Origin of the sequence: Streptomyces sp. NBC_01476, from assembly GCF_036227265.1 — a bacterium.
Taxonomy (GTDB): Bacteria; Actinomycetota; Actinomycetes; order Streptomycetales; family Streptomycetaceae; genus Actinacidiphila.
On sequence record NZ_CP109446.1, the window covers coordinates 2499105 to 2519236 of the forward strand.

General features: G+C 72.3%; 20 protein-coding genes and 1 pseudogene. 10 read left to right on the forward strand and 11 right to left on the reverse strand.

Annotation, left to right across the window (positions count from 1 at the left end):
- Positions 1-58: 58 nt before the first annotated feature.
- On the reverse strand, positions 59-1000 hold the full coding sequence (locus tag OG552_RS11265; protein ID WP_329131820.1) for a helix-turn-helix transcriptional regulator: 942 nt from the start codon (positions 998-1000) through the stop codon (positions 59-61).
- Positions 1001-1113: 113 nt separating this feature from the next.
- On the opposite strand from OG552_RS11265, the gene OG552_RS11270 reads away from it, so the two are divergent.
- Positions 1114-2658: an MFS transporter gene (locus tag OG552_RS11270; RefSeq protein WP_329140728.1), complete on the forward strand. Its 1545-nt coding sequence runs from the start codon at positions 1114-1116 to the stop codon at positions 2656-2658.
- A 180-nt stretch (positions 2659-2838) separates the two neighbouring features.
- Positions 2839-3357, forward strand: a complete 519-nt coding sequence (locus OG552_RS11275; protein ID WP_329131822.1) for a hypothetical protein — start codon at positions 2839-2841, stop codon at positions 3355-3357.
- 76 nt (positions 3358-3433) lie between these two features.
- Here OG552_RS11275 and OG552_RS11280 read toward each other — a convergent pair whose 3' ends face one another.
- Positions 3434-4816: a glycine--tRNA ligase gene (locus OG552_RS11280; RefSeq protein WP_329131824.1), complete on the reverse strand. Its 1383-nt coding sequence runs from the start codon at positions 4814-4816 to the stop codon at positions 3434-3436.
- A gap of 166 nt (positions 4817-4982) precedes the next feature.
- Here OG552_RS11280 and OG552_RS11285 point away from each other — a divergent pair, with 166 nt between their 5' ends.
- From OG552_RS11285 to OG552_RS11300, 4 genes are all read left to right on the forward strand, one after another.
- Positions 4983-5954: a metal ABC transporter substrate-binding protein gene (locus OG552_RS11285; protein ID WP_329131826.1), complete on the forward strand. Its 972-nt coding sequence runs from the start codon at positions 4983-4985 to the stop codon at positions 5952-5954.
- Complete coding sequence (locus OG552_RS11290; protein ID WP_329131827.1) at positions 5951-6724, forward strand: metal ABC transporter ATP-binding protein; 774 nt, start codon at positions 5951-5953, stop codon at positions 6722-6724. The genes OG552_RS11285 and OG552_RS11290 overlap by 4 nt, the downstream gene beginning before the upstream one ends.
- Positions 6724-7626 carry a metal ABC transporter permease gene (locus tag OG552_RS11295; protein WP_329131828.1) on the forward strand — a complete coding sequence of 301 codons (903 nt, stop codon included), beginning with the start codon at positions 6724-6726 and terminating at the stop codon, positions 7624-7626. Before OG552_RS11290 ends, OG552_RS11295 begins: the two co-directional genes overlap by 1 nt.
- Positions 7627-7713: 87 nt before the next feature.
- Positions 7714-8169, forward strand: a complete 456-nt coding sequence (locus OG552_RS11300; RefSeq protein ID WP_329131830.1) for a Fur family transcriptional regulator — start codon at positions 7714-7716, stop codon at positions 8167-8169.
- A 36-nt stretch (positions 8170-8205) separates the two neighbouring features.
- Here OG552_RS11300 and OG552_RS11305 read toward each other — a convergent pair whose 3' ends face one another.
- The 4 genes and pseudogenes from OG552_RS11305 to leuA form a co-directional block, all read right to left on the reverse strand.
- Positions 8206-9027 (reverse strand): isoprenyl transferase, encoded by an 822-nt coding sequence (locus OG552_RS11305; RefSeq protein ID WP_329131832.1) that lies wholly within the window; start codon positions 9025-9027, stop codon positions 8206-8208.
- 133 nt (positions 9028-9160) lie between these two features.
- Positions 9161-9904, reverse strand: a pseudogene (recO, locus tag OG552_RS11310) (DNA repair protein RecO); the annotation flags it as partial.
- Positions 9905-10031: 127 nt separating this feature from the next.
- Entirely contained in the window at positions 10032-10739 is a 708-nt protein-coding gene (locus tag OG552_RS11315; protein WP_329131834.1) for a TerB family tellurite resistance protein, read from the reverse strand.
- A gap of 326 nt (positions 10740-11065) precedes the next feature.
- On the reverse strand, positions 11066-12841 hold the full coding sequence (gene leuA / locus OG552_RS11320; protein ID WP_329131836.1) for a 2-isopropylmalate synthase: 1776 nt from the start codon (positions 12839-12841) through the stop codon (positions 11066-11068).
- Between the two features lie 306 nt (positions 12842-13147).
- On the opposite strand from leuA, the gene OG552_RS11325 reads away from it, so the two are divergent.
- Both OG552_RS11325 and OG552_RS11330 read left to right on the forward strand, forming a co-directional pair.
- The gene (locus tag OG552_RS11325) at positions 13148-14257 is read left to right on the forward strand and encodes a M4 family metallopeptidase (protein ID WP_329131838.1); all 1110 of its coding nucleotides are present in this window, start codon (positions 13148-13150) and stop codon (positions 14255-14257) included.
- A gap of 26 nt (positions 14258-14283) precedes the next feature.
- Complete coding sequence (locus OG552_RS11330; protein ID WP_329131839.1) at positions 14284-14568, forward strand: protealysin inhibitor emfourin; 285 nt, start codon at positions 14284-14286, stop codon at positions 14566-14568.
- 9 nt (positions 14569-14577) lie between these two features.
- Here the strand turns inward: OG552_RS11330 and OG552_RS11335 are convergent, their stop codons facing one another.
- Together OG552_RS11335 and OG552_RS11340 are read right to left on the reverse strand one after the other, a co-directional pair.
- Positions 14578-14940 carry a YkvA family protein gene (locus OG552_RS11335; RefSeq protein WP_329131841.1) on the reverse strand — a complete coding sequence of 121 codons (363 nt, stop codon included), beginning with the start codon at positions 14938-14940 and terminating at the stop codon, positions 14578-14580.
- A gap of 123 nt (positions 14941-15063) precedes the next feature.
- Positions 15064-16518, reverse strand: a complete 1455-nt coding sequence (locus tag OG552_RS11340; protein ID WP_329131843.1) for an MFS transporter — start codon at positions 16516-16518, stop codon at positions 15064-15066.
- A gap of 285 nt (positions 16519-16803) precedes the next feature.
- Here OG552_RS11340 and OG552_RS11345 point away from each other — a divergent pair, with 285 nt between their 5' ends.
- A complete protein-coding gene (locus tag OG552_RS11345; protein WP_329131845.1) occupies positions 16804-17835 on the forward strand; it encodes an Lrp/AsnC family transcriptional regulator in 1032 nt (343 codons plus the stop codon).
- 13 nt (positions 17836-17848) lie between these two features.
- Here OG552_RS11345 and era read toward each other — a convergent pair whose 3' ends face one another.
- On the reverse strand, positions 17849-18811 hold the full coding sequence (gene era, locus OG552_RS11350; protein ID WP_443070912.1) for a GTPase Era: 963 nt from the start codon (positions 18809-18811) through the stop codon (positions 17849-17851).
- A gap of 154 nt (positions 18812-18965) precedes the next feature.
- A complete protein-coding gene (locus OG552_RS11355; RefSeq protein WP_443070913.1) occupies positions 18966-19343 on the reverse strand; it encodes a cytidine deaminase in 378 nt (125 codons plus the stop codon).
- A gap of 159 nt (positions 19344-19502) precedes the next feature.
- On the opposite strand from OG552_RS11355, the gene OG552_RS11360 reads away from it, so the two are divergent.
- On the forward strand, positions 19503-19685 hold the full coding sequence (locus OG552_RS11360; RefSeq protein ID WP_329131851.1) for a hypothetical protein: 183 nt from the start codon (positions 19503-19505) through the stop codon (positions 19683-19685).
- 23 nt (positions 19686-19708) lie between these two features.
- Here the strand turns inward: OG552_RS11360 and OG552_RS11365 are convergent, their stop codons facing one another.
- Positions 19709-19963, reverse strand: a complete 255-nt coding sequence (locus OG552_RS11365) for a nuclear transport factor 2 family protein (protein ID WP_443070914.1) — start codon at positions 19961-19963, stop codon at positions 19709-19711.
- Positions 19964-20132 lie beyond the last annotated feature (169 nt).

Consider the following 20132-nt stretch of genomic DNA (forward strand, 5'->3'; position numbering starts at 1 on the left):
CCCGAGCGGGCCCGGCCGGCACCCCGGCGGGGGCCCGGCCCCCCGCCCGGCCGCGGGCTCAGACCGCGACCGGCGCCTGCTCCGCCAGGATGCGGGCGTGCAGCCGCTCCAGCCGCTCGCGGGTGGTGGCGTCGGCCGGGGTGTACGTGGTGAGCCGGGGCCCTGCCTGCGGGCCGAGCCACAGGTGGGTGAAGTCGAAGGCGAGCGGGCCGACTTCGGGGTTGAGGTAGCGCTTGACGTGCGCCTCGGGCTGGAGGACCTCGTGCCGCTCCCAGACCTCGCAGAACTCCGGCGACGCCTGCTGCAGCCGCTTGAGCAGCGTCTTCCAGGCGGGTTCGCCGAGGTGCTGGCCCAGCGAGACACGGAACTTCGCGGCCATCAGCCGGACGTTCAGCTCGCGGTCCAGCATCCGCTCCTTCCACCGCGGGTCGGTGAAGCAGAGCCACATGATGTTGTGGTCCTCGACCGGCAGCGCGTCCAGGTCGGTGACCAGCCGGCCGTAGGTGCGGTTGTACGCGATGATGTCGTACCGGCTGTTGATGACCGCGGCGGGCAGCGGCTCCAGCTGGTCGATCATGGCCCGCACCGCGGGTGACATACCGGGGCAGTCGAGCAGCGGGTGCGGGTCGGTGGTGCCGGCCAGCGTGAAGAGGTGGCCGCGCTCGTTGCGGTCCAGCATCAGCGCGCGGGCGATGGCGTCGGCGACCTGCCCGGAGACCTGGATCTCCCGGGCCTGCTCCAGCCACGTGTACCAGGTCACCCCGACCGCGGCGAGCTGCGCGACCTCCTCGCGGCGCAGTCCGGGGGTGCGGCGCCTGCGGCCCGGCGGCAGCCCGACCTGCTCGGGTGAGATCCGCTCCCGGCGGCTGCGCAGGAAGGACGCCAGCTCGCGGCGGCGGCTCTCACCGCCGTCGGCCACTGCGCCGGACGTCGTCGCGGAGGCCACGGCGGCCGGGGTCAGGGCCGCCGATGGCGCCGCGGCGTCGATGGCTGAGGTCATGCTCCCAGGGTGCCCCATCGGGCAGCCGGTTGCCAGGTGGTCCGTATACCTGGATAAACGCTCTCTGGTACCCCCTTGGGAAGAGGTCCAGTCTGAACCATGTGACCGACCGAATGGACCCCACTTTGACCTCCCGGGCCGAGGTGCTGCCGCGCGTGACCCGCATCGGCGCACCCACCCCCGCTCCGTCCCCGTCACCCTCGTCACGTTCAGCGCCCACCAAGGCGCCCGCCAAGGCGTCCACCGAGACACCCACCAAGGCGTCCAAGGTCCCCGCCCCGACGCTCAGCGCGCTCGGCCTGCTCACCGTGCTGCTCGGCGCGGCCCTGCCGATGGTCGACTTCTTCATCGTCAACGTCGCCCTGCCCACCATCGACCGCGACCTGGACGCGGGCCCCGCGGTCCTGGAGATGGTGGTCGCCGGCTACGGCGTCGCCTACGCGGTGCTGCTGGTGCTCGGCGGCCGGCTCGGCGACATGTTCGGCCGCCGCAATCTCTTCCTGTGGGGTCTGGCAACCTTCGCCCTGACCTCGCTGGCCTGCGGACTGGCCCCCAGCGCCTGGACGCTGGTGGCCGCCCGCGTCGCCCAGGGCGCCGCCTCCGCGCTGCTCCTCCCGCAGGCGCTGGCCACCATCCAGTCCGCCACCTCCGGCAGCAGCCGCGGCAAGGCGCTCAGCTACTACGGCGCCACCGCCGGTATCGCCAGCGTCGTCGGGCAGGTGCTCGGCGGCGTGCTGGTCTCCGCGGACATCGCCGGCAGCGGCTGGCGCTCGATCTTCCTGGTGAACGTACCGATCGCCGCGGTGGCCCTGGTGCTGGCGCTGCGCTCGGTGCCGGAGACCCGCTCGGCGCACCCGGCACGGATCGACCGGTCCGGCACGGTGCTGCTCGCGGTGACCCTGATCACCCTGCTGCTGCCGCTCACCGAGGGCCGCGCGGCCGGCTGGCCGCTCTGGTCGTGGGTGCTGCTCGGCATCTCACCGTTCGCCGCCGCGGCCTTCGTGGCGGTGGAGCGGCACGGTGAACGCACCGGCGGCAGCCCGCTGCTGCCGCCGAGCCTGGTCCGTATCCACAGCGTCCGCAGCGGGCTGCTGCTGATCCTGCCGTTCTGCATCGGCTTCGGCGGCTTCATGTTCGTGCTGGCGGTGGCCATGCAGGACGGCCTGCACTTCGGGGCGCTGGCCGCGGGCGGTGCGCTGGCCCCGCTGTGCGCCGCGTTCTTCGCCGCCTCGCTGCTGGGTCCGCGGGCGGTGGCCAGGTTCGGCCGCCGCACGGTGACCGGCGGGTCGCTGCTCCAGGGCGTCGGCCTGCTGGTCCTGGCCGGCACCTTCCTGTCGGGCTGGCCGCACCTGGGGATCTGGGCGCTGGCACCGGGCATGGTGCTGGTCGGCTTCGGGCAGGGCTTCGTGCTGCCGGTGGTCTTCCGGATCGTGCTCAGCGAGGTGCCGCCGGCCCAGGCCGGAGTGGGCGGCGGTTCACTGGCCACCACCCAGCAGTCCAGCCTGGCGCTGGGCGTGGCGACCCTCGGCACGCTCTTCTTGACCCTCTCCACGTCGGTGGGTATCCGGGACGCCCTGGTCTGGACGCTGCTGGCCCAGTTGCTGACGGTGGTGGCGACGACGGCCCTGAGCACCCGGCTGCCCCGTGCGGTGGTCTGAGACCGGCGTACGGCGGTCGTCACGGACCCCGGGGTGCGGCAGCCGCGCCCCGGGGTCCGTACCGGTTCTTTCGCCGGCCGGTCATTGCGGTCCGGTATCAGTGGGCAGGCTGACGGAAGGGATTTCCGCCCTGCGGGCGTTCTCCGGGTAGTGCGAAGGACCGGAGGGAGGGGTACTGCGATGTCCGTACGTGACGTGGCGCCGCTCGGCGCCACCGTGGCCACCCCGGCCCGGACCCGGCGCCGGTGGCCCGGTTACGCGCTGGCCGCCTGCGGTGTGGCCCTGCTGCCCTGGCTGTACGTGCTCGCCACCAACCTGCCGCCGACCGCCTCCGCCCCGCACTGGGCCACCGCGTGGGTCGGGCTCGACGCCATGGAGGCGGCCGGGCTGATCGCCACCGGGCTCCTCATGGTGCGGCGCCACCCGCTGCGGGCGGCTGCCGCCGGGGCCACGGGGACGCTGCTGGTCGTGGACGCGTGGTTCGACGTGATGACGTCCACGGGGTCCGCGTTCACCACGGCGCTGGTGATGGCCTGCACGGCGGAGCTTCCACTGGCCGCGGTCTGCGTGACCGTGGCGATCCGGGTCTCCTCGGCCGCCGCCCGGGCCGAGCCCGCGGTGCGGCGGCCCACCCGCCTGCCCTCGAACAGCGGGCGGGGCGAGATCCCCCAGGACCTGCCCCGGCGGCGGGCGGGCTGACGCCGGGCGGGCCGGAAACACCGACGCCGGGCGGGCCCGGTACGGCTGGGCCCGCCCGGCGCTTGCGAAGCCGCGGTCAGCAGCCCAGCAGCCGGGAGCCGAGGTACGCCTCGACCTGGTCCAGGGAGACCCGCTCCTGCTTCATCGTGTCGCGCTCGCGGACCGTCACCGCGTTGTCCTCAAGGGTGTCGAAGTCCACCGTGACGCAGAACGGCGTGCCGATCTCGTCCTGGCGGCGGTAGCGGCGGCCGATCGCGCCCGCGTCGTCGAACTCGATGTTCCAGTTCTTGCGCAGCGCGGTGGCCAGGCCCTTCGCCTTCGGCGAGAGCTCGGGGTTGCGGGAGAGCGGCAGGACCGCGACCTTGACCGGCGCCAGCCGCGGGTCGAGCCGCATGACGGTCCGCTTCTCCATGACGCCCTTGGCGTTGGGCGCCTCGTCCTCGTTGTACGCGTCCAGCATGAACGCGAGCATCGCCCGGTTCACCCCCGCCGCGGGCTCGATGACGTAGGGGAACCAGCGCTCGCCTGCCTCCTGGTCGAAGTACGAGAGGTCCTGGCCGGACGCCTTGGCGTGCGAGGACAGGTCGTAGTCGGTGCGGTTGGCGACGCCTTCGAGCTCGCTGAACTCCTGGCCGCCGAAGTTGAAGCGGTACTCGATGTCAGCGGTGCGCTTCGAGTAGTGGGAGAGCTTCTCCTTCGGGTGGTCGTACCAGCGGATGTTCTCCTCGCGCAGGCCGAGGCCGGTGTACCAGTTCCACCGCTCCTGCATCCAGTACTCGTGCCACTTCTCGTCCTCGCCCGGCTTGACGAAGAACTCCATCTCCATCTGCTCGAACTCGCGGGTGCGGAAAATGAAGTTGCCGGGGGTGATCTCGTTGCGGAACGACTTGCCCATCTGGGCGATGCCGAACGGCGGCTTCTTCCGCGAAGTGGTCTGCACCTGGGCGAAGTTCACAAAGATGCCCTGGGCGGTCTCCGGCCGCAGGTACGCCAGCGAGCCGGCGTCCTGGGTCGGGCCGAGGTGGGTCTGCAGCATGCCGGAGAACTGCTTGGGCTCGGTGAAGGCGCCCTTGGTGCCGCAGTGCGGGCAGTTGATGTCGGCCAGCCCGTTCGCCGGCAGCTTGCCGTGCTTCGCCTCGTACGCCTCCTCCAGGTGGTCGGCGCGGTAGCGCTTGTGGCAGGAGGTGCACTCGGTGAGCGGGTCGGAGAAGGTCGCCACGTGACCGGAGGCGACCCACACCTCGGGGGCGAGGATCACCGACGAGTCGATACCCACCACATCGTCACGCGAAATCACCATCGAGCGCCACCACTGGCGCTTGATGTTCTCCTTGAGCTCCACGCCCAGCGGTCCGTAGTCCCAGGCGGCCTTGGAGCCGCCGTAAATCTCACTGCTCGGGAAAACGAAGCCACGGCGCTTGCTCAGGCTGACGATGGTGTCGATCTTGTCGGCGGCCACGGTGCTCTCTTCAGTACGACGAAGCGGTCAGTTGTCCCAGATTACCGGCGGGGCCCGGGCGCATATCAAATCCGTTCCGCGGGCTGCAAGGACGACCCGCCCCGCCCGGCAGGCCGGAGCAGGCGGCAATTGACAATCGTTTCCAGTTTGGCTGAACATGAGTGTCATGAACGTCCGCCGCCGGGTGCCTCCGGCCACCGCCTTCGCCGCGGCAGCCGCCCTCGCCCTGACGGCGCTCACCGCCTGCTCGGTCCCGGCCGCCGCGACCACCACCAGCGACGGAAGGCTCAAGGTCACCGCCTCCTTCTACCCGCTGGAGTTCCTGGTCCGGCAGATCGGCGGGCCCCACGTGGCCGTCACCGACCTCACCAGGCCCGGCGTCGAACCGCACGACCTGGAGCTCTCCCCCCGCCAGGTCGCCCGGCTCGGCGGCTCAGGACTCGCGGTGTATCTGCACGGCCTGCAGCCCGCGGTGGACGCGGCGATCGAGCAGTCCGGGGTGAAGCACAGCGTGGACGCCGCGAAGCTGACCTCGATGGAGGACCACGGCACCGAGGTGGACGGCCGCGACCACACCACCGGCGACAACGGCAGCGGCGGCGGGAGCGACCCGGGCGCCGACCCGCACATCTGGCTGGACCCGGTCCGCTACGCCCAGGTCGCCCGCGGTGTCGGCGCGGCGCTGCGGCAGGCGGACCCGGCGCACGCGCCCGCGTACGCCAAGAACACCGACGCTCTGGTGGCCAGGCTCGACGCCCTCGACGCGCGCTTCCGGGCCGGGCTTGGCGGCCGTACCTCGGACACCTTCGTCACCACTCACGCGGCCTTCGGCTACCTCGCCGAGCGCTACGGCCTGATCGAGGAGTCGATCAACGGCATCGACCCGGAGAGCGAGCCGAGCGCCGCCCGGATGAAGGCCCTGCAGGACCTGGCCAGGAGCACGCACGTCAGCACGGTCTTCTTCGAACCCCTGGTCAGTGATCGCGCCGCCCGCGCGGTGGCCGGCGACCTGAAACTGCGCACCGACGTGCTCGACCCCATCGAGGGGATCACCGGGCAGTCCCGGGGCAGCGACTACTTCCAGGTCCAGCAGGCCAACCTGCGGGCCCTGCAGAGCGCACTGGGGGCCGGGCGATGACACCGATATCCGCGGCGCCGGAGGCGGTGGTGCGGTTGCGGGACGCCCACGTCGTGCTCGCCGGCCGCCCGGTGCTGCGCGGCATCGACCTCACCGTGGACCGCGGCCAGGTGGTGGCCCTGCTCGGCGCGAACGGCTCCGGCAAGTCGACGGCCGTCCGCGCGGTGGTCGGCCAGGTGCCGCTCTCCGGCGGGTCGTGGGAACTGTTCGGCACGCCAGGCACCCGCTTCCGGCAGTGGGCGCGGATCGGCTACGTACCGCAGCGCACCACCGCGGCCGGCGGGGTGCCGGCCACCGTACGCGAGGTGGTCTCGGCCGGGCGGCTGGCACGCACCCGGCTGCGCCGGCCGGGCCGGGCCGACCGGGCCGCGGTGGACCGGGCGCTTGACCTGGTCGGGATGGCGGGCCGGGCGAAGGACTCGGTGGACGCGCTCTCCGGCGGCCAGCACCAGCGGGTACTGATCGCCCGCGCGCTGGCCGGCGAACCCGAACTGCTGATCATGGACGAACCGATGGCCGGCGTCGACCTGGCCGGCCAGGACGTCCTGGCGGGCACCCTGCGCGCCCAGGTCGCGGCTGGCAGCACCGTCCTGCTGGTGCTGCACGAACTCGGCCCGCTGGAGCCGCTGATCGACCGGGCGGTGGTGCTGCGGGACGGCTGCGTCGTGCACGACGGACCACCGCCGCAGGGGGTCGGGCAGCACGCGCTGCCGGGCCACGACCACGTGCACCCGCACGCCGGCGAGACACACACGACGGGGCTGCGCTGATGGAGATCCTGAGCTACCCCTTCATGGACCGGGCGCTGCTCGCCGCCCTGCTGATCGGCCTGACCGCGCCCGCGGTCGGCATCTTCCTGGTGCAGCGCCGCCAGGCGATCATGGGCGACGGCATCGGCCATGTGGCGCTGACCGGCGTGGCCCTGGGCTTCCTGCTCCAGGTCAGCCCGGTGTGGACGGCGGTGCTGGTCGCGGTGCTCGGCTCGGTGGCGATGGAGCTGATCCGCTCCTACGCCAGGACCCGCGGCGACATCGCGCTGGCGATGCTCTTCTACGGCGGCATGTCCGGCGGCGTGATGATCATCTACCTGGCGCCGAACGGCTCCAACGCCAACCTCACCGCGTACTTGTTCGGCTCGATCCTCAGCGTCTCGCCGCAGGACCTGTGGCCGATGGCGGCGCTGGCGGTCTTCGTCCTGCTGGTCACCCTGGGGCTGCGGCGGCAGCTCTTCGCGGTCTGCCAGGACGAGGAGTTCGCCCGCGTCGGCGGGCTGCCGGTGCGGGCGCTGAACCTGCTGCTCGCGGTGACCGCCGCGGTGACCGTGACGGTGGCGATGCGGATCGTGGGGCTGCTGCTGGTCAGCGCGCTGCTGGTGATCCCGGTGGCCGCCGCCCAGCAGGTCACCCGGGGTTTCGCCTGGACGATGGCGCTGGCGATGGGGATCGGGGTGACCGTCTCGCTCTCCGGGACGGTCTTCTCGTACTACGTGGATGTGCCGCCGGGGGCGAGCATCGTGCTGGCCTCGATGGCGGTCTTCCTGCTGATGACGGGGGCGGCGGCGCCGCTGGCGGCGCGCAGGACCCGGCGGGCGGCGGCCGCGCGGGAGCACTGCGGCCTGGACGTGGCGCTCCCCGCACAGCAGACCACCGAGGAGGCTCCGGTACGCGCCTGAGCGCCGCTGAGCCTGGCACAATGGGCTTCCCGGACAGATGCGCGAAGCACCGCCCGGGAACGATCGACGACCGAGAAGGAGACACCGGTGAGCACCGCCAAGCATCCTGTGGCTGGCCGTTCGACCCGGCAGCGGGCGGCCGTTTCGGCTGCCCTGGAAGAGGTCGACGAGTTCCGCAGCGCGCAGGATCTGCACGACCTGCTCAGGCACCGGGGCGATTCGGTGGGGCTCACCACGGTCTACCGCACCCTGCAGTCCCTCGCCGACGCCGGCGAGATCGACGTGCTGCGCACCGGCGAGGGCGAGTCGGTCTACCGGCGCTGCTCCGGCGGCGGGCACCACCACCACCTGGTCTGCCGGATCTGCGGCAAGGCGGTCGAGGTCGAGGGCCCCGCGGTGGAGAAGTGGGCGGACACCATCGCCGCCGAGCACGGTTTTGTGAACGTGGCGCACACCATGGAGATCTTCGGCACCTGCGCGGACTGCGCGGCCGAGGAGGCCGCCGGCGCCCGGACCGCGGCGGAGACGCCGGGCCGGTCCTGACCGGCGCCGGCGCCCCCGGGGCGTTCGTCAGCCGTGTCAGCTGTTGAGGATCTGCTCCTCGTTGGGGATGGCGCCGCCGAACCGCCGGTCGCGGGAGGCGTACTCCATGCAGGCCCGCCACAGGTCACGCCGGTCGAAGTCCGGCCAGAGCACGTCCTGGAACACCATCTCGGCGTAACTGCTCTGCCAGAGCAGGTAGTTGGAGGTGCGCTGCTCGCCGCTGGGGCGCAGGAAGAGATCGACGTCCGGCATGTCGGGGTAGTACAGGTACTTGGCGAAGGTCTTCTCGTTGACCTTGCCCGGGTCCAGCTTGCCGGAGGCGACGTCCCGGGCCAGCGCCTGGGCGGCGTCGGCGATCTCGGCGCGGCCGCCGTAGTTCACGCAGAAGTAGAGCGTCATGGCGTCGTTGCCGACCGTCTGCTCCTGGGCGACCTGGAGCTCCTGGACGACCGACTTCCACATCTTCGGCATCCGGCCCACCCAGCGGATCCGGATGCCCAGCTCGTCCATCTCGTCGCGGCGGCGCCGGATGACATCGCGGTTGAAGTTCATCAGGAAGCGCACCTCCTCCGGCGAGCGCTTCCAGTTCTCGGTGGAGAAGGCGTACAGCGACAGGTTCTTGACGCCGATCTCCAGGCAGCCCTTGAGCACGTCCATCACCACGCCCTCACCGACCCGGTGGCCCTCGGTGCGGGGCAGGCCGCGCTCCTTGGCCCAGCGGCCGTTGCCGTCCATCACGACGGCGACGTGCTTGGGGACCAGCTCACCGGGAAGCTTCGGTGCCCGCGCACCCGACGGGTGCGGTTCCGGGGTCTTGTACGAGGTTCGGTTACGGGTCAGAATCCCGCGGCGTGCCATGGTCGTACTTCTCCTGACGGCTGTCCTGACGGCCGGGTCCAGCCGCCTGTCCACGCTACTGCTCGGGTGTCACGGCCACCGCCCGGGGAGACCGCTCCGGCTCGGCGGGGGCGCCCAGGACCACGTCCGGCTGCCGCTCGACGAACCGCAGCGACCGCAGTCCGCGTTCCAGGTGCCACTGGAGGTACGCGGCGACCAGTCCGCTGCCCTCACGGCAGTGACGGGGTTCACAGGCGTCCGCGGTCTCCCAGTCCCCGCCCAGCAGCGCGCCGAGCAGTTCCAGTGACTCCCGAGAGGGTACGACGCTTCCGGGCACCCGGCAGTCGCCGCAGACGACTCCTCCCGCGCCGACCGAAAAGAAACGGTTCGGCCCGGTCATGCCGCAGCGGGCGCAGTCGTCGAAGCTGGGCGCGTAGCCGTTGACGGCCAGCGAGCGCAGCAGGAAGGCGTCGAGCACCAGCCGCGGCTCGTGTTCCCCGGCGGCGAGCGTACGCAGCGCGCCGACCAGCAGCAGATACTGCTGGACCGCCGGCTCGCCCTCGTGGTCGGTGAAGCGCTCGGCCGTCTCCAGCATCGCGGTGCCCGAGGTGTAGCGGTCGTAGTCGGCGACGATGGCGCCGCCGTAGGGGGCGATGGTCTCGCCCTGCGTGCACAGCGGCAGGCCGCGGCCGACGAGTTCCCCGCCGCGGGCGAAGAACTGCACATCGACATGGCTGAACGGCTCCAGCCGCGCGCCGAACTTCGACTTGGTGCGGCGCACTCCTCTGGCCACCGCCCGGACCCGGCCGTGCCGGCGGGTCAGCAGCGTGATGATCCGGTCCGCCTCGCCCAGTTTCTGGGTGCGCAGCACGATGCCGTCGTCGCGGAACAGACTCATGCGGTCCATTCTCCCGTACGGCCGGTCCGGCGCGCACCCCCGGCAGGCGCGCCCGGCGCCGGCCGCCCCCGCGGGCTCAGGACGGGGTCGCCGTCGCGGCGGTCAGGACGGGGTCGCCGCCGCGGGCTCAGGACGGGGTCGCCGCAGCAGCGGTCAGCAGCCGCTCGATGTCGTCGGTGTGCAGCGACAGGCACCGCCCGATCGCCTCCAGCACCTCCCGCTCGGCGGGCAGGTAGGGCCCGTCGGCCAGGGCGATGTGGGCGCCCTGGAGCAGTACCCGCTCGCGGCCCTGGGTGAGCAGGTGGTCGGTGAGGGGTTCCAGCGCCTCGTGGAGTTCGATCGACAGCCAGCTGCCGCAGCCGTCCACCGCCTCGGCGAAGGAGTCGGGGCCGAGCTCCTCCGACCGGCGGAAGCGGCCCTCGTCGGCGACGATCGCGGCCAGCAGACCGAGCAGTTGCTCCTCGGTGCAGTCGGTGAAGCCGGCCGCGCGGACCGCGCCGACCGCCGCCTCCCGGGCGGGCCGCCCGGACGCGCCGCCGGCGGTGAGCACCGCGAGCGCGATGGTGTGCACGGCGTCCCGCAGCATCGCCGCGAACCGGGTGGTGGTCGGGGTCAGCAGCACCTCGGGGCCGAACTGCCGGTGGCAGGCGGTGCATTCGATGACAGTGCCGGCCGGACCGCGGGCGAGCAGCGGCACCTTGAGCACGGTCAGCCTGCGGGTGCCGGTTCTGCGGTGGTAGGCGCGGTCGCCGCCGCAGTCGGGGCAGAAGAACTCACCGTCGTCCTCGGTGTGCCACGCGGTACGCACACCCCAGAAATACAGCCCCAGCTTCATCACGCTGCACCCTCCGGCCCGTTTCGTTCCGGTACGCGACCAAAGCCGGACCGAACGCGCGCGAAGACGCTCCGGCAACGGTGCCGTACTGCCGTGATGTTAGCCACACCGGGGAGGCCCAGTCAGTACCGCGTACGGGGGCAAATTCACCGTGCCGCCACCTGCCGCCACCTGACGCCGTGATCCGGCCGTCCCGGCTTCACCGCGAAGTGCCCTCAACCGTGCGGCAGAACGGACGGAATGCGGCCGTTCCGGTCGCCCCCGGCCGGGAAACCGGCCGGGGGCGACCGGGAGGCCGGCCGCAGATCCCGCTCACCGGAGGGTGATCAGCGACCCGCGCGGTTGACCGCGGAGACCACGGCCTGCAGCGAGGCCCGGGTGGTGTTGGGGTCGATACCGATCCCCCACAGCACCTTGCCGTCGATCGCGCACTCGATGTATGACGCGGCCCGCGCGCTGGCGCCCTCGCTGAGGGTGTGCTCGGTGTAGTCCAGCAGCCGGGCGTCCACCCCGACCGAGCCCAGCGCGTCGAAGAAGGCGGAGATCGGGCCGTTGCCGGTGCCGGTCAGCGTGGTCACGACGCCGTCCACCTCGGCCTCGACGGTCAGTTCGTCGGTGCCGTCGCTGGAGCTGAGCGTCTGGGCGGAGCGCAGCGCGATCCGGCCCCAGGCGTTCTCCGGGGTGGGCAGGTACTCGTCCTGGAAGACCGACCAGATCTGCGCCGGGGTGACCTCGCCGCCTTCGGTGTCGGTCTTGGCCTGGATGATCCGGGAGAACTCGATCTGCATCCGGCGCGGCAGGTCCAGCTTGTGCTCGTTCTTCAGCACGTAGGCCACCCCGCCCTTGCCGGACTGCGAGTTGACCCGGATCACGGCCTCGTAGGAGCGGCCGACGTCCTTGGGGTCGATGGGCAGGTACGGCACCGCCCACTCGAGCTCGTCCACCGTCCTGCCCTGGGCGGCGGCGTCGGCCTCCATCGCCTCGAAGCCCTTCTTGATGGCGTCCTGGTGGGAGCCGGAGAAGGACGTGTAGACCAGGTCGCCCGCGTACGGGTGGCGCGGGTGGACCTCCATCTGGTTGCAGTACTCGGCGGTCCGCCGTACCTCGTCGATCTGCGAGAAGTCGATCTGCGGGTCGATGCCCTGGCTGAACAGGTTCATGCCCAGCGTGACCAGGTCGACGTTGCCGGTGCGCTCGCCCTGCCCGAACAGGCAGCCCTCGATCCGGTCGGCGCCGGCCATCAGCGCCAGTTCGGCGGCGGCCACCGCCGTACCGCGGTCGTTGTGCGGGTGCACGGACAGGCAGACGTACTCGCGCCGGGACAGGTTGCGGGACATCCACTCGAACCGGTCGGCGTGCGTGGAGGGGGTCGAACGCTCCACGGTGGCGGGCAGGTTGAGGATGATCTCGCGGCCCTCCTCGGGCTGCCAGACGTCCATCACGCCCTCGCAGACCTCCAGTGCGAAGTCCAGCTCGGTGTCGGTGAAGATCTCCGGGCTGTACTGGTAGCCGAAGACCGTGTCGTCGGTCAGGATCTTGTCGGCGTACTCCATCACCAGCCGGGTGCCGTCCACCGCGATCTGCCTGACCTGCTCACGGGTGCCGCGGAAGACCACCCGGCGGAAGACCGGCGCGGTCGCGTTGTACAGGTGCACGGTGGCCCGGCGGGCGCCGACCAGCGACTCGATGGTCCGCTCGATCAGTTCCTCGCGGGACTGGGTCAGGACGGAGATCGTCACGTCCTCGGGGATCGCGTCCTGCTCGATGATGGAGCGCACGAAGTCGAAGTCGGTCTGGCCCGAGGAGGGGAAGCCGACCTCGATCTCCTTGTAGCCCATGCGTACCAGCAGGTCGAACATCTCGCGCTTGCGGGCCGGGGACATCGGGTCGATCAGCGCCTGGTTGCCGTCGCGCAGGTCGGTGGAGAGCCAGCGGGGGGCCTTGGTGACGCGGGCGTCCGGCCAGGTGCGGCCGGGCAGGTCCACCTGCTCGTAGCGGCCGTACTTGTGGACCGGCATCGCGGTCGGGCGCTGGGTGACGGTCGCCGCGGTGATGGGCGTGGCACGGCCGATACGGTTCTGGTTCTCGCGCTGGGTGCTCATGGGGGCTCTGGCTCCTCGGGGTCCGCTCGGAGGCGGCCGACGGCGGCTTGGACAACGCCGAACTCCGCGGGGAGGGGGTCGGCCTACGACTACAGGCCCTCGCCGCGGCAGCTAAGGAGAAGCAGCCCGAAACGCATGATGGGTCGACCATAGCCGAGGGCGGCTCGATCGCGTAGCCGGGGTGTGGGCGCTCTCACTATGCAAGACGCGGGCAGGCGTCACCGCGCGGCGCGGCGGTTACCCCTTTTACGTGGTTCGGTCCGGAATCGGGGACAGCGGTATGTGAGCTGTGCCACATTTGCCGGTATGGGAGTCTTCTGCACGATCGTGCCTCCACACGTCCTGGACCGTCTCGCCCACAGCGACGACGCCGAGCTGACCGATCTGGCCCGGCGGACGCTGGAGCACGACGCGCAGCAGCGCGCCCGGCGGCGGCTGACGGCGCTGCCGGGCCATACGTCGTCCTTCAGCGGGACCGCCTCGGGCCACCCGGACCGTACGGTCTACGACGCGGGGCACGAGGACAGGCTGCCCGGCCGCGAGGTCCGCGCGGAGGAGGGGCCGGCCACCCCGGACGCGAGCGTCACCCGGGCGTACAACGCCCTCGGCGCCACCTTCGACACCTACCTGGCGGCGTACGGCCGGCACTCCATCGACGGCCGCGGGCTGCCGCTGAAGGCCAGCGTCCACTACCTGCGCGGCTACAACAACGCCTTCTGGAACGGCGAGCAGATGGTCTTCGGCGACGGCGACGGGAAGGTCTTCCTCGACTTCACCCTCCCGCTCGACGTCATCGGCCACGAACTCACCCACGGGGTCACCCAGTACAGCGCCAACCTCGACTACTCCGGCCAGTCCGGCGCGCTCAACGAGTCGGTCTCCGACGTCTTCGGCAGCCTCATCAAGCAGTACTCACTGGGGCAGAGCGCCGAGCAGGCGGACTGGCTGATCGGCGCGGGGCTGCTCGCGCCGGGGGTGAGCGGGCAGGCGCTGCGCTCCATGAAGGCCCCGGGCACCGCCTACGACGACCCGCGGCTCGGCAAGGACCCGCAGCCCGCCTCCATGTCCGGTTACGTCACGACCGCCGACGACGAGGGCGGTGTCCACATCAACTCCGGTATCCCCAACCGCGCGTTCTGCCTGGTGGCGCAGTCGCTGGGCGGCAATGCCTGGGAGCGGGCCGGCCAGATCTGGTACGACACCCTCACCGGCGGCGCGCTCCCGGCCGACGCCGACTTCGCCACTTTCGCCGCGGCCACGGCGTCCGCGGCCCGGGCCCGTTACGGTGAGGGCACCGAGTCCCAGGCGGTCACCGCGGCCTGGACCGAGGTGGGCGTGGCCCCCGCGGCCCTCCCGCGCCAGACGACCGGCGAACGGCAGCGGACGCAGCCCTCCGGGGATGTCACGGGGGCGTGACACACGTACGGGGACGAGGAGCCACCATGCGGATCGAGGTCACCCGTACCGGGGGCCTGGCCGGAATCGCCCGCCACGCCACGCTCGACACCTCCACCCACCCCGACGGCCCCCACCTCGCCGACCTCGCCGCCTCCATCCTCGCCGCCCCCGCCTCTTCCTCTCCCCCGTCTCCGCCCGCCCCCTCCGTCCCGGACGGCTTCACCTACACCATCACCGTCGACCACACCCGCACGGCCCACTGCGCCGACCCCCACCTGACCCCGGCCCAGCGCGAGCTGATCACCGCGGTCCTCCACGAGGGCGCGTAGCCCGCACGGCTACCGGCGCCGTGGGCCGAGCTTGGGGCGGTCGGGCCCGGGGGCGCCGAGGTCCGTGTCCCTGAGGGCCGGCCCGCCCGGGCCGAGGACACCCGCTTTGAGGGCCGCCTTGTGGAGGGAGCGCAGGGCCAGCATCAGGACACCGATGTCGTCCAGCAGTATCGGGTCGGGCAGCAGGTCGACCGGCGACACCAGATAGGCCAGGGACGCCCAGAACATCAGCTTGTTGGAGAAGGGGATCTGTGACGCGGCCAGCAGGCGCCGCGCGCGGAAGAGCCTGACGGCCAGTCGGATCGCCACGACGAAGGTGACAACCACCACCATCCCGGCGACCGACAGCCCCACCACCCATGTCCTGTCCACGCCCGCCACCCTTCGGAAGAGTCCCGGTCAGTCTCCTCCTCCGCCCCCTTTCCCCTGGCCGTTGTGCGGTGAACACGCCCGGGAATGAGGGATCTGCCGCTCTCCCCCACCCCCGAAAGGCCGTCAGTGGGTGGCTGATTGTTCCGGGGTCGGGGTGGGGGACGGCGGGTGGGGGTCGGGGGAGTTCCGGGGGGTGCGGTGGAGGGTGGTGAGGACGAGGGTGCCGCCCAGGGCCGCGGCGAGGGCGGCGAAGAGGGAGATGCGGTCGATGCCGGCCGCGTACGCCGCGTGGATGGTGCCGCCGGCGGAGGTGACGTCGCGGAGGCGGGCGGTGAAGACCGCGCCGAACAGGGCGATGCCCAGGGTCATGCCGAGCTGGCGGAAGGTGTTGATCGCCGCGCCCGCCATACCCGCCTGGCGTGGCGGCACCGCCTCGACCGCCGCGGAGACCATGACGGGCGTGGCCAGGCCGACGCCCACGCCGGTCACGGCGAGGCCCGCGAAGAGGGACGTCTGGCCGGAGCCGGGGTGGACCGTCGCCCACAGCAGCAGGGAGCCCGCCGCGATGAGCAGCAGCCCGCCGCCGATCGGCACCCGCGGCGGGAAGCGGTGCATGTGCCGTCCCGCGACCGCCGCGGCCACGAACGCGGTGCCGGCCAGCGGCATGAGGGCGAGGCCGCCGCGGACCGGGCTGAGGTGGAGGATGTTCTGCAGCCAGAGGGAGACGAAGACCAGGCCGCTGAACGCGGCGAGCTGGTAGAGCAGCGCACCGGTGAGCAGGCCCGCGAAGGAGGGGCGCCGCAGCAGTGCCAGGTCGAGCATCGGGTGCGCGCTGCGGGCCTCGACCGCCACGAAGCCGACCGCGGCCAGCGCGGCGACGACGAAGGCGCCGACCGCCAGCCCGTCGCTCCAGCCGTGTTCACCGCCGCGGATCAGCGCGTACGTGACGGCCGCCGCGGCGAGGGTGAAGGTCACCGCGCCGGGGAGGTCCAGCCGGGCGCCCGTCCCGGCCGCCGTCCTGGCGGCGGAACCGACGGGCAGCGCCCGCAGCGAGAGCAGGATCGCGGCCAGCGCGATCGGCAGGTTCACCAGGAAGATGGCCTGCCAGCCGAACCCCTGGGTGAGCAGGCCGCCGACGATCGGTCCGGCCGCGGCGGCGGCGCCGTTGACCGCGCCCCAGACGCCGAAGGCGGTCCCCCGGTCCCGGCCGTGGTAGGTGGCCGAGACCAGCGCGGCCGAGGTGGCGAACATCGCCGCGCCGCCCACGCCCTGCACCGCCCGGGCGGTGATCAGCGCCGCCGCGTTCGGCGCCAGCGCGCACGCCAGCGAGGCCAGCGCGAAGACGCCGAGCCCGAGGACGTACAGCCGGCGGTGGCCGAAGAGGTCGGCCAGCGAGCCGGTCACCATCAGCAGCGCGGCGAGCGCGAGGGCGTAGATGTCGATGACCCACTGGAGGGAGGCGAAGGACGCGTCGAGGTCGTCCGCCATCCGGGGCAGCGCGACGTTCACGATCGTGACGTCGACCAGCAGGATGAAGGCGCCCAGGCAGATCGCCACGAGGGGCAGCCATTTACGCATGGCGTGGGACTCCGTTCCGTTTCATGAGGTGCGGCGATTCCGGGGTTGAGGGAGCGGGCGGGTTCCGGAGGCGGGGCAGGTTCCGGAGGCCGCCCGGATCGAGGACCGGCCCGTGGCCCCCGGACCGCAGAGCCCGGACTCCAGACCGTGGCCCCCGGAAGAGCCCGGGGCCAGGTCCGCGTCGGGCCCGCCCGCGCCCACGTCCCCACCCTCCGGTAACGCCCCGCCCCCACCACAGCCAGCGGCCCCCTCGCAGCGGAATCCGACATCTTCTATCCTGGGCTGATGGAATCCGACATGGGATGGGCCGCGCTGTCCGCACTCGACACGCTGGACCGGCGCATCGTGCAGGCGCTCCAGGTCGACGGGCGGGCGGCCTTCAGCCGGATCGGCGAGGTGCTGGGCGTCTCCGACCAGACGGTGGCCCGCCGCTTCGGCCGGATGCGTTCGGCGGGCTTCCTGCGGGTGCTCGGCCTGCTCGACCCCTTGCGGACCGGGCTGACGCCCTGGCTGGTCCGGGTGCGGTGCGCGCCGGACGCGGCTGCCTCGGTGGCCGAGGCGCTGGCCCGGCGTACCGACACCCGCTGGGTGAGTCTGATCTCCGGCGGAACCGAGATCTCCTGCCTGGTGCAGGCCGCCGGGCCCGGCCACGACGACGCGCTGCTGCTGCAGAAGCTGCCGCGTACCCCGCGGGTGGTCCAGGTGACCGCGAACGCGATGCTGCACGTCTTCTTCGGGCAGGATCTGAGCCCGGTGAGCCGGGCCGGGCCGCTCACACCGGCCGAGGTCGAGGCGCTCACCCCGCAGGACGCACCCGCGCGCCGGGTGGCGGAGGCCACCGAACCGTTGCCGTTCGGCCCCGGGGACCACCGGCTGCTGGAGCTGCTGGCCACCGACGGCCGGGCCTCAGCGGCCGAACTGGCCGCCGCCACCGGGTGGTCGCAGACGACCGTACGGCGCAGGCTCGCGGAACTGCGCTCCAGCGGGGCTCTCTACTACGACCTCGACTTCGACTTCGACGCGCTGGGCGGGGATTTGCGGGCCGGGCTCTGGCTGGAGGTCGAACCGGCCCGCCTCGCCGAGGTGGGCGCGGCGCTCGCCGGGCACCGCGAGGTCGCCTTCGCCTGCGCCACCACCGGCGCGGCCAACGTCTACGCCGCCATCACCTGTGACAACCCCGGCGCCCTCTACCGCTACCTCACCGGCCCGGTGGCCGCCCTCCCCGGCATCCGCCGCACCGAGACGGCTCCCGTGCACCGCATCCTCAAAGGCCCCGGCCCCTATCTGCCGCCGCCGCGGAAGACCGCCCGAGGCTGAGGAGCGCGGGCTCTCAGAAGCCGAGCTTCCGCAGCTGCTTCGGGTCGCGCTGCCAGTCCTTCGCCACCTTCACATGCAGGTCGAGAAAGACCGGCGTCCCCAGCAGCGCCTCGATCTGGTGCCGGGACTTCGTCCCGACCTCCTTCAGGCGCGCGCCCTTCGGCCCGATGATGATCCCCTTCTGGCTCGGGCGCTCGATGTAGAGGTTGGCGTGGATGTCGAGCAGCGGCTTGCCGGCGGGACGCCCCTCGCGCGGGATCATCTCCTCGACGACGACCGCGATGGAGTGCGGGAGTTCGTCACGGACCCCTTCCAGCGCGGCCTCGCGGATGAGCTCGGCGACCATGACCTGCTCGGGCTCGTCGGTGAGGTCGCCCTCGGCGTAGAGCTGGGGGCCTTCGGGGAGCAGCGGGATGAGCAGGTCGGCGAGCAGGCCCACCTGCTGGTCGCCGACCGCCGAGACCGGCACGATCTCGGCCCACTCCAGGCCCAGGTCCTGGCCGAGCCGGTCGATCGCGATCAGCTGTCCGGCGAGCTGCTTGGAGTCGACGAGGTCGGTCTTGGTGACGATCGCCACCTTCGGGGTCTTCTTGATGCCGGCCAGTTCACGGGCGATGTACGTGTCGCCGGGGCCGAGCTTCTGGTCGGCGGGGATGCAGAAGCCGATCACATCGACCTCGGCCCAGGTGGTGCGGACCACGTCGTTGAGCCGCTCGCCGAGCAGGGTGCGGGGTTTGTGCAGGCCAGGGGTGTCGACGAGGATCAGCTGCGCGTCGGGGCGGTGGACGATGCCGCGCACGCTGTGCCGGGTGGTCTGCGGCCGGTTGGAGGTGATCGCCACCTTCTGGCCGACGAGAGCGTTCGTGAGGGTGGACTTGCCGGCGTTGGGGCGGCCGACGAAACAGGCGAAACCGGACCGGTGCGGGGTGCCGGCGGCTGCAGCCGGGATGCCGGAAGAGGGGGTACGAGCGCTCATGCGGCCCATTCTCCCCGATCGGGGAGTCCCGCGGGGACGCGGGCGCCGGGGCGCACCGGCAGGCCGTACCGCCGGGCCGTACCGCCGGCCTACCGGGAGCGGAGCGCTTTTCCCCGCCCCCACGGGACCCGTGGCACGCGGCTGCTCACGGAGGTCAGGAACCCGTGGGAAAGGTGGCGCGGTGCTCGCCGTCCGGGCCCGCGAGGATCACCGGGGTGCCGGGACCGCCGAGGTCCCCCACCACGGCCAGGTCGGAGGCCGCCGGGCGGTCGGCCGCGCTGACCAGCGCCGCCGCCTCCAGGGACCTCGCCCCGCTGGCCACCGCCATGGCGACGGCGGTCTGCAGCGCGGTGAGGGCGAGGGAGTCCAGGGCCACCGTGCCGGCCACGTACGTACGGCCGGTCTCGTCGCGTACGGCCGCGCCCTCGGGTACGGCGTTCCGGGCGCGGGCCGACCTGGCCAGCGTGATGAGCTTGCGGTCTTCGGGGTCGAGGGTGGCCTGCGGCTCTGATGCGCTCATGGCGGTGATCATAGGCGCGGGGCCCCGGCCGGCTTCGGCAAGGGGCCCGGCGCCCGGCCCCGCCGACCGCCAGGACGCACTCGGCGTGACTGCGCATGCGCACAGCGCGACCCTCGCCTAGCCTGAGGTGAGCAGTGTCCGCGTAAGAGGTGATTCATCGTGCTTGTGCATATGCCCCTCGTCATCGCGCTGGCCGCGATCGGTTTCTTCCTCCACCGCAAGGGCTCACTCAAACCGACCCACGCGCTGGCCTGCGGCGCCTTCGGCTTCTATCTGGCCGACACCGGGCTGGCCGGCTCCATCGACTCGGCGAGTGCCAATCTGCTCGGCATGCTCGGCCAGTTGAGTTTCTGACGGGTCGTCACATTGCGCTCAGGTCACGACTCCGGGCGGTCGATCACCCGCAGCCAGTGGCCTTCCGGCTGGCGGCGGGCCACCTGGACGCGGCCCGCGGTGCCGTCCTTCGGCCTGGTCGAGGTCAGCGCGAGGTCGCCGCTGATCAGGGTGGGCAGCGGGTCCTCGACCTGGAAGACGGGCTGGGCGGCGAGCAGCCCGGCGTACAGCTCGCGCAGGGCGGCGGTGCCCCGCGAAGGGCGGAGTTCCTCCCCCAGCGCCCCTGGTGGGCACCGCATACCCCTCCGCGGAATGCCCGTGCCCCGAAGGGGCGCGAGGAACTGCGCGAGCAACCCACCACCGGCCGGTGATCCGGAAACGACAGCGACTGCCCCTTCGGGCCGGTGACGACGCCCAGCCCGTCGACGGCCGGCCGCGCAGTTCCTCCCCCAGACTTCGTCCGGGGGT

Excerpts from the sequence above, each read along its gene's own strand:
- OG552_RS11265 (WP_329131820.1), bottom strand. The coding sequence starts at position 1,000 with ATGACCTCAGCCATCGACGCCGCGGCGCCATCGGCGGCCCTGACCCCG.
- OG552_RS11270 (WP_329140728.1), top strand. The coding sequence starts at position 1,114 with ATGGACCCCACTTTGACCTCCCGGGCCGAGGTGCTGCCGCGCGTGACC.
- OG552_RS11275 (WP_329131822.1), top strand. The coding sequence starts at position 2,839 with ATGTCCGTACGTGACGTGGCGCCGCTCGGCGCCACCGTGGCCACCCCG.
- OG552_RS11285 (WP_329131826.1), top strand. The coding sequence starts at position 4,983 with ATGAACGTCCGCCGCCGGGTGCCTCCGGCCACCGCCTTCGCCGCGGCA.
- OG552_RS11290 (WP_329131827.1), top strand. The coding sequence starts at position 5,951 with ATGACACCGATATCCGCGGCGCCGGAGGCGGTGGTGCGGTTGCGGGAC.
- OG552_RS11295 (WP_329131828.1), top strand. The coding sequence starts at position 6,724 with ATGGAGATCCTGAGCTACCCCTTCATGGACCGGGCGCTGCTCGCCGCC.
- OG552_RS11305 (WP_329131832.1), bottom strand. The coding sequence starts at position 9,027 with ATGGCACGCCGCGGGATTCTGACCCGTAACCGAACCTCGTACAAGACC.
- OG552_RS11315 (WP_329131834.1), bottom strand. The coding sequence starts at position 10,739 with ATGAAGCTGGGGCTGTATTTCTGGGGTGTGCGTACCGCGTGGCACACC.
- leuA (WP_329131836.1), bottom strand. The coding sequence starts at position 12,841 with ATGAGCACCCAGCGCGAGAACCAGAACCGTATCGGCCGTGCCACGCCC.
- OG552_RS11325 (WP_329131838.1), top strand. The coding sequence starts at position 13,148 with ATGGGAGTCTTCTGCACGATCGTGCCTCCACACGTCCTGGACCGTCTC.
- OG552_RS11330 (WP_329131839.1), top strand. The coding sequence starts at position 14,284 with ATGCGGATCGAGGTCACCCGTACCGGGGGCCTGGCCGGAATCGCCCGC.
- OG552_RS11340 (WP_329131843.1), bottom strand. The coding sequence starts at position 16,518 with ATGCGTAAATGGCTGCCCCTCGTGGCGATCTGCCTGGGCGCCTTCATC.
- OG552_RS11345 (WP_329131845.1), top strand. The coding sequence starts at position 16,804 with ATGGAATCCGACATGGGATGGGCCGCGCTGTCCGCACTCGACACGCTG.
- era (WP_443070912.1), bottom strand. The coding sequence starts at position 18,811 with ATGAGCGCTCGTACCCCCTCTTCCGGCATCCCGGCTGCAGCCGCCGGC.
- OG552_RS11355 (WP_443070913.1), bottom strand. The coding sequence starts at position 19,343 with ATGATCACCGCCATGAGCGCATCAGAGCCGCAGGCCACCCTCGACCCC.
- OG552_RS11360 (WP_329131851.1), top strand. The coding sequence starts at position 19,503 with ATGCCCCTCGTCATCGCGCTGGCCGCGATCGGTTTCTTCCTCCACCGC.
- OG552_RS11365 (WP_443070914.1), bottom strand. The coding sequence starts at position 19,963 with ATGCGGTGCCCACCAGGGGCGCTGGGGGAGGAACTCCGCCCTTCGCGG.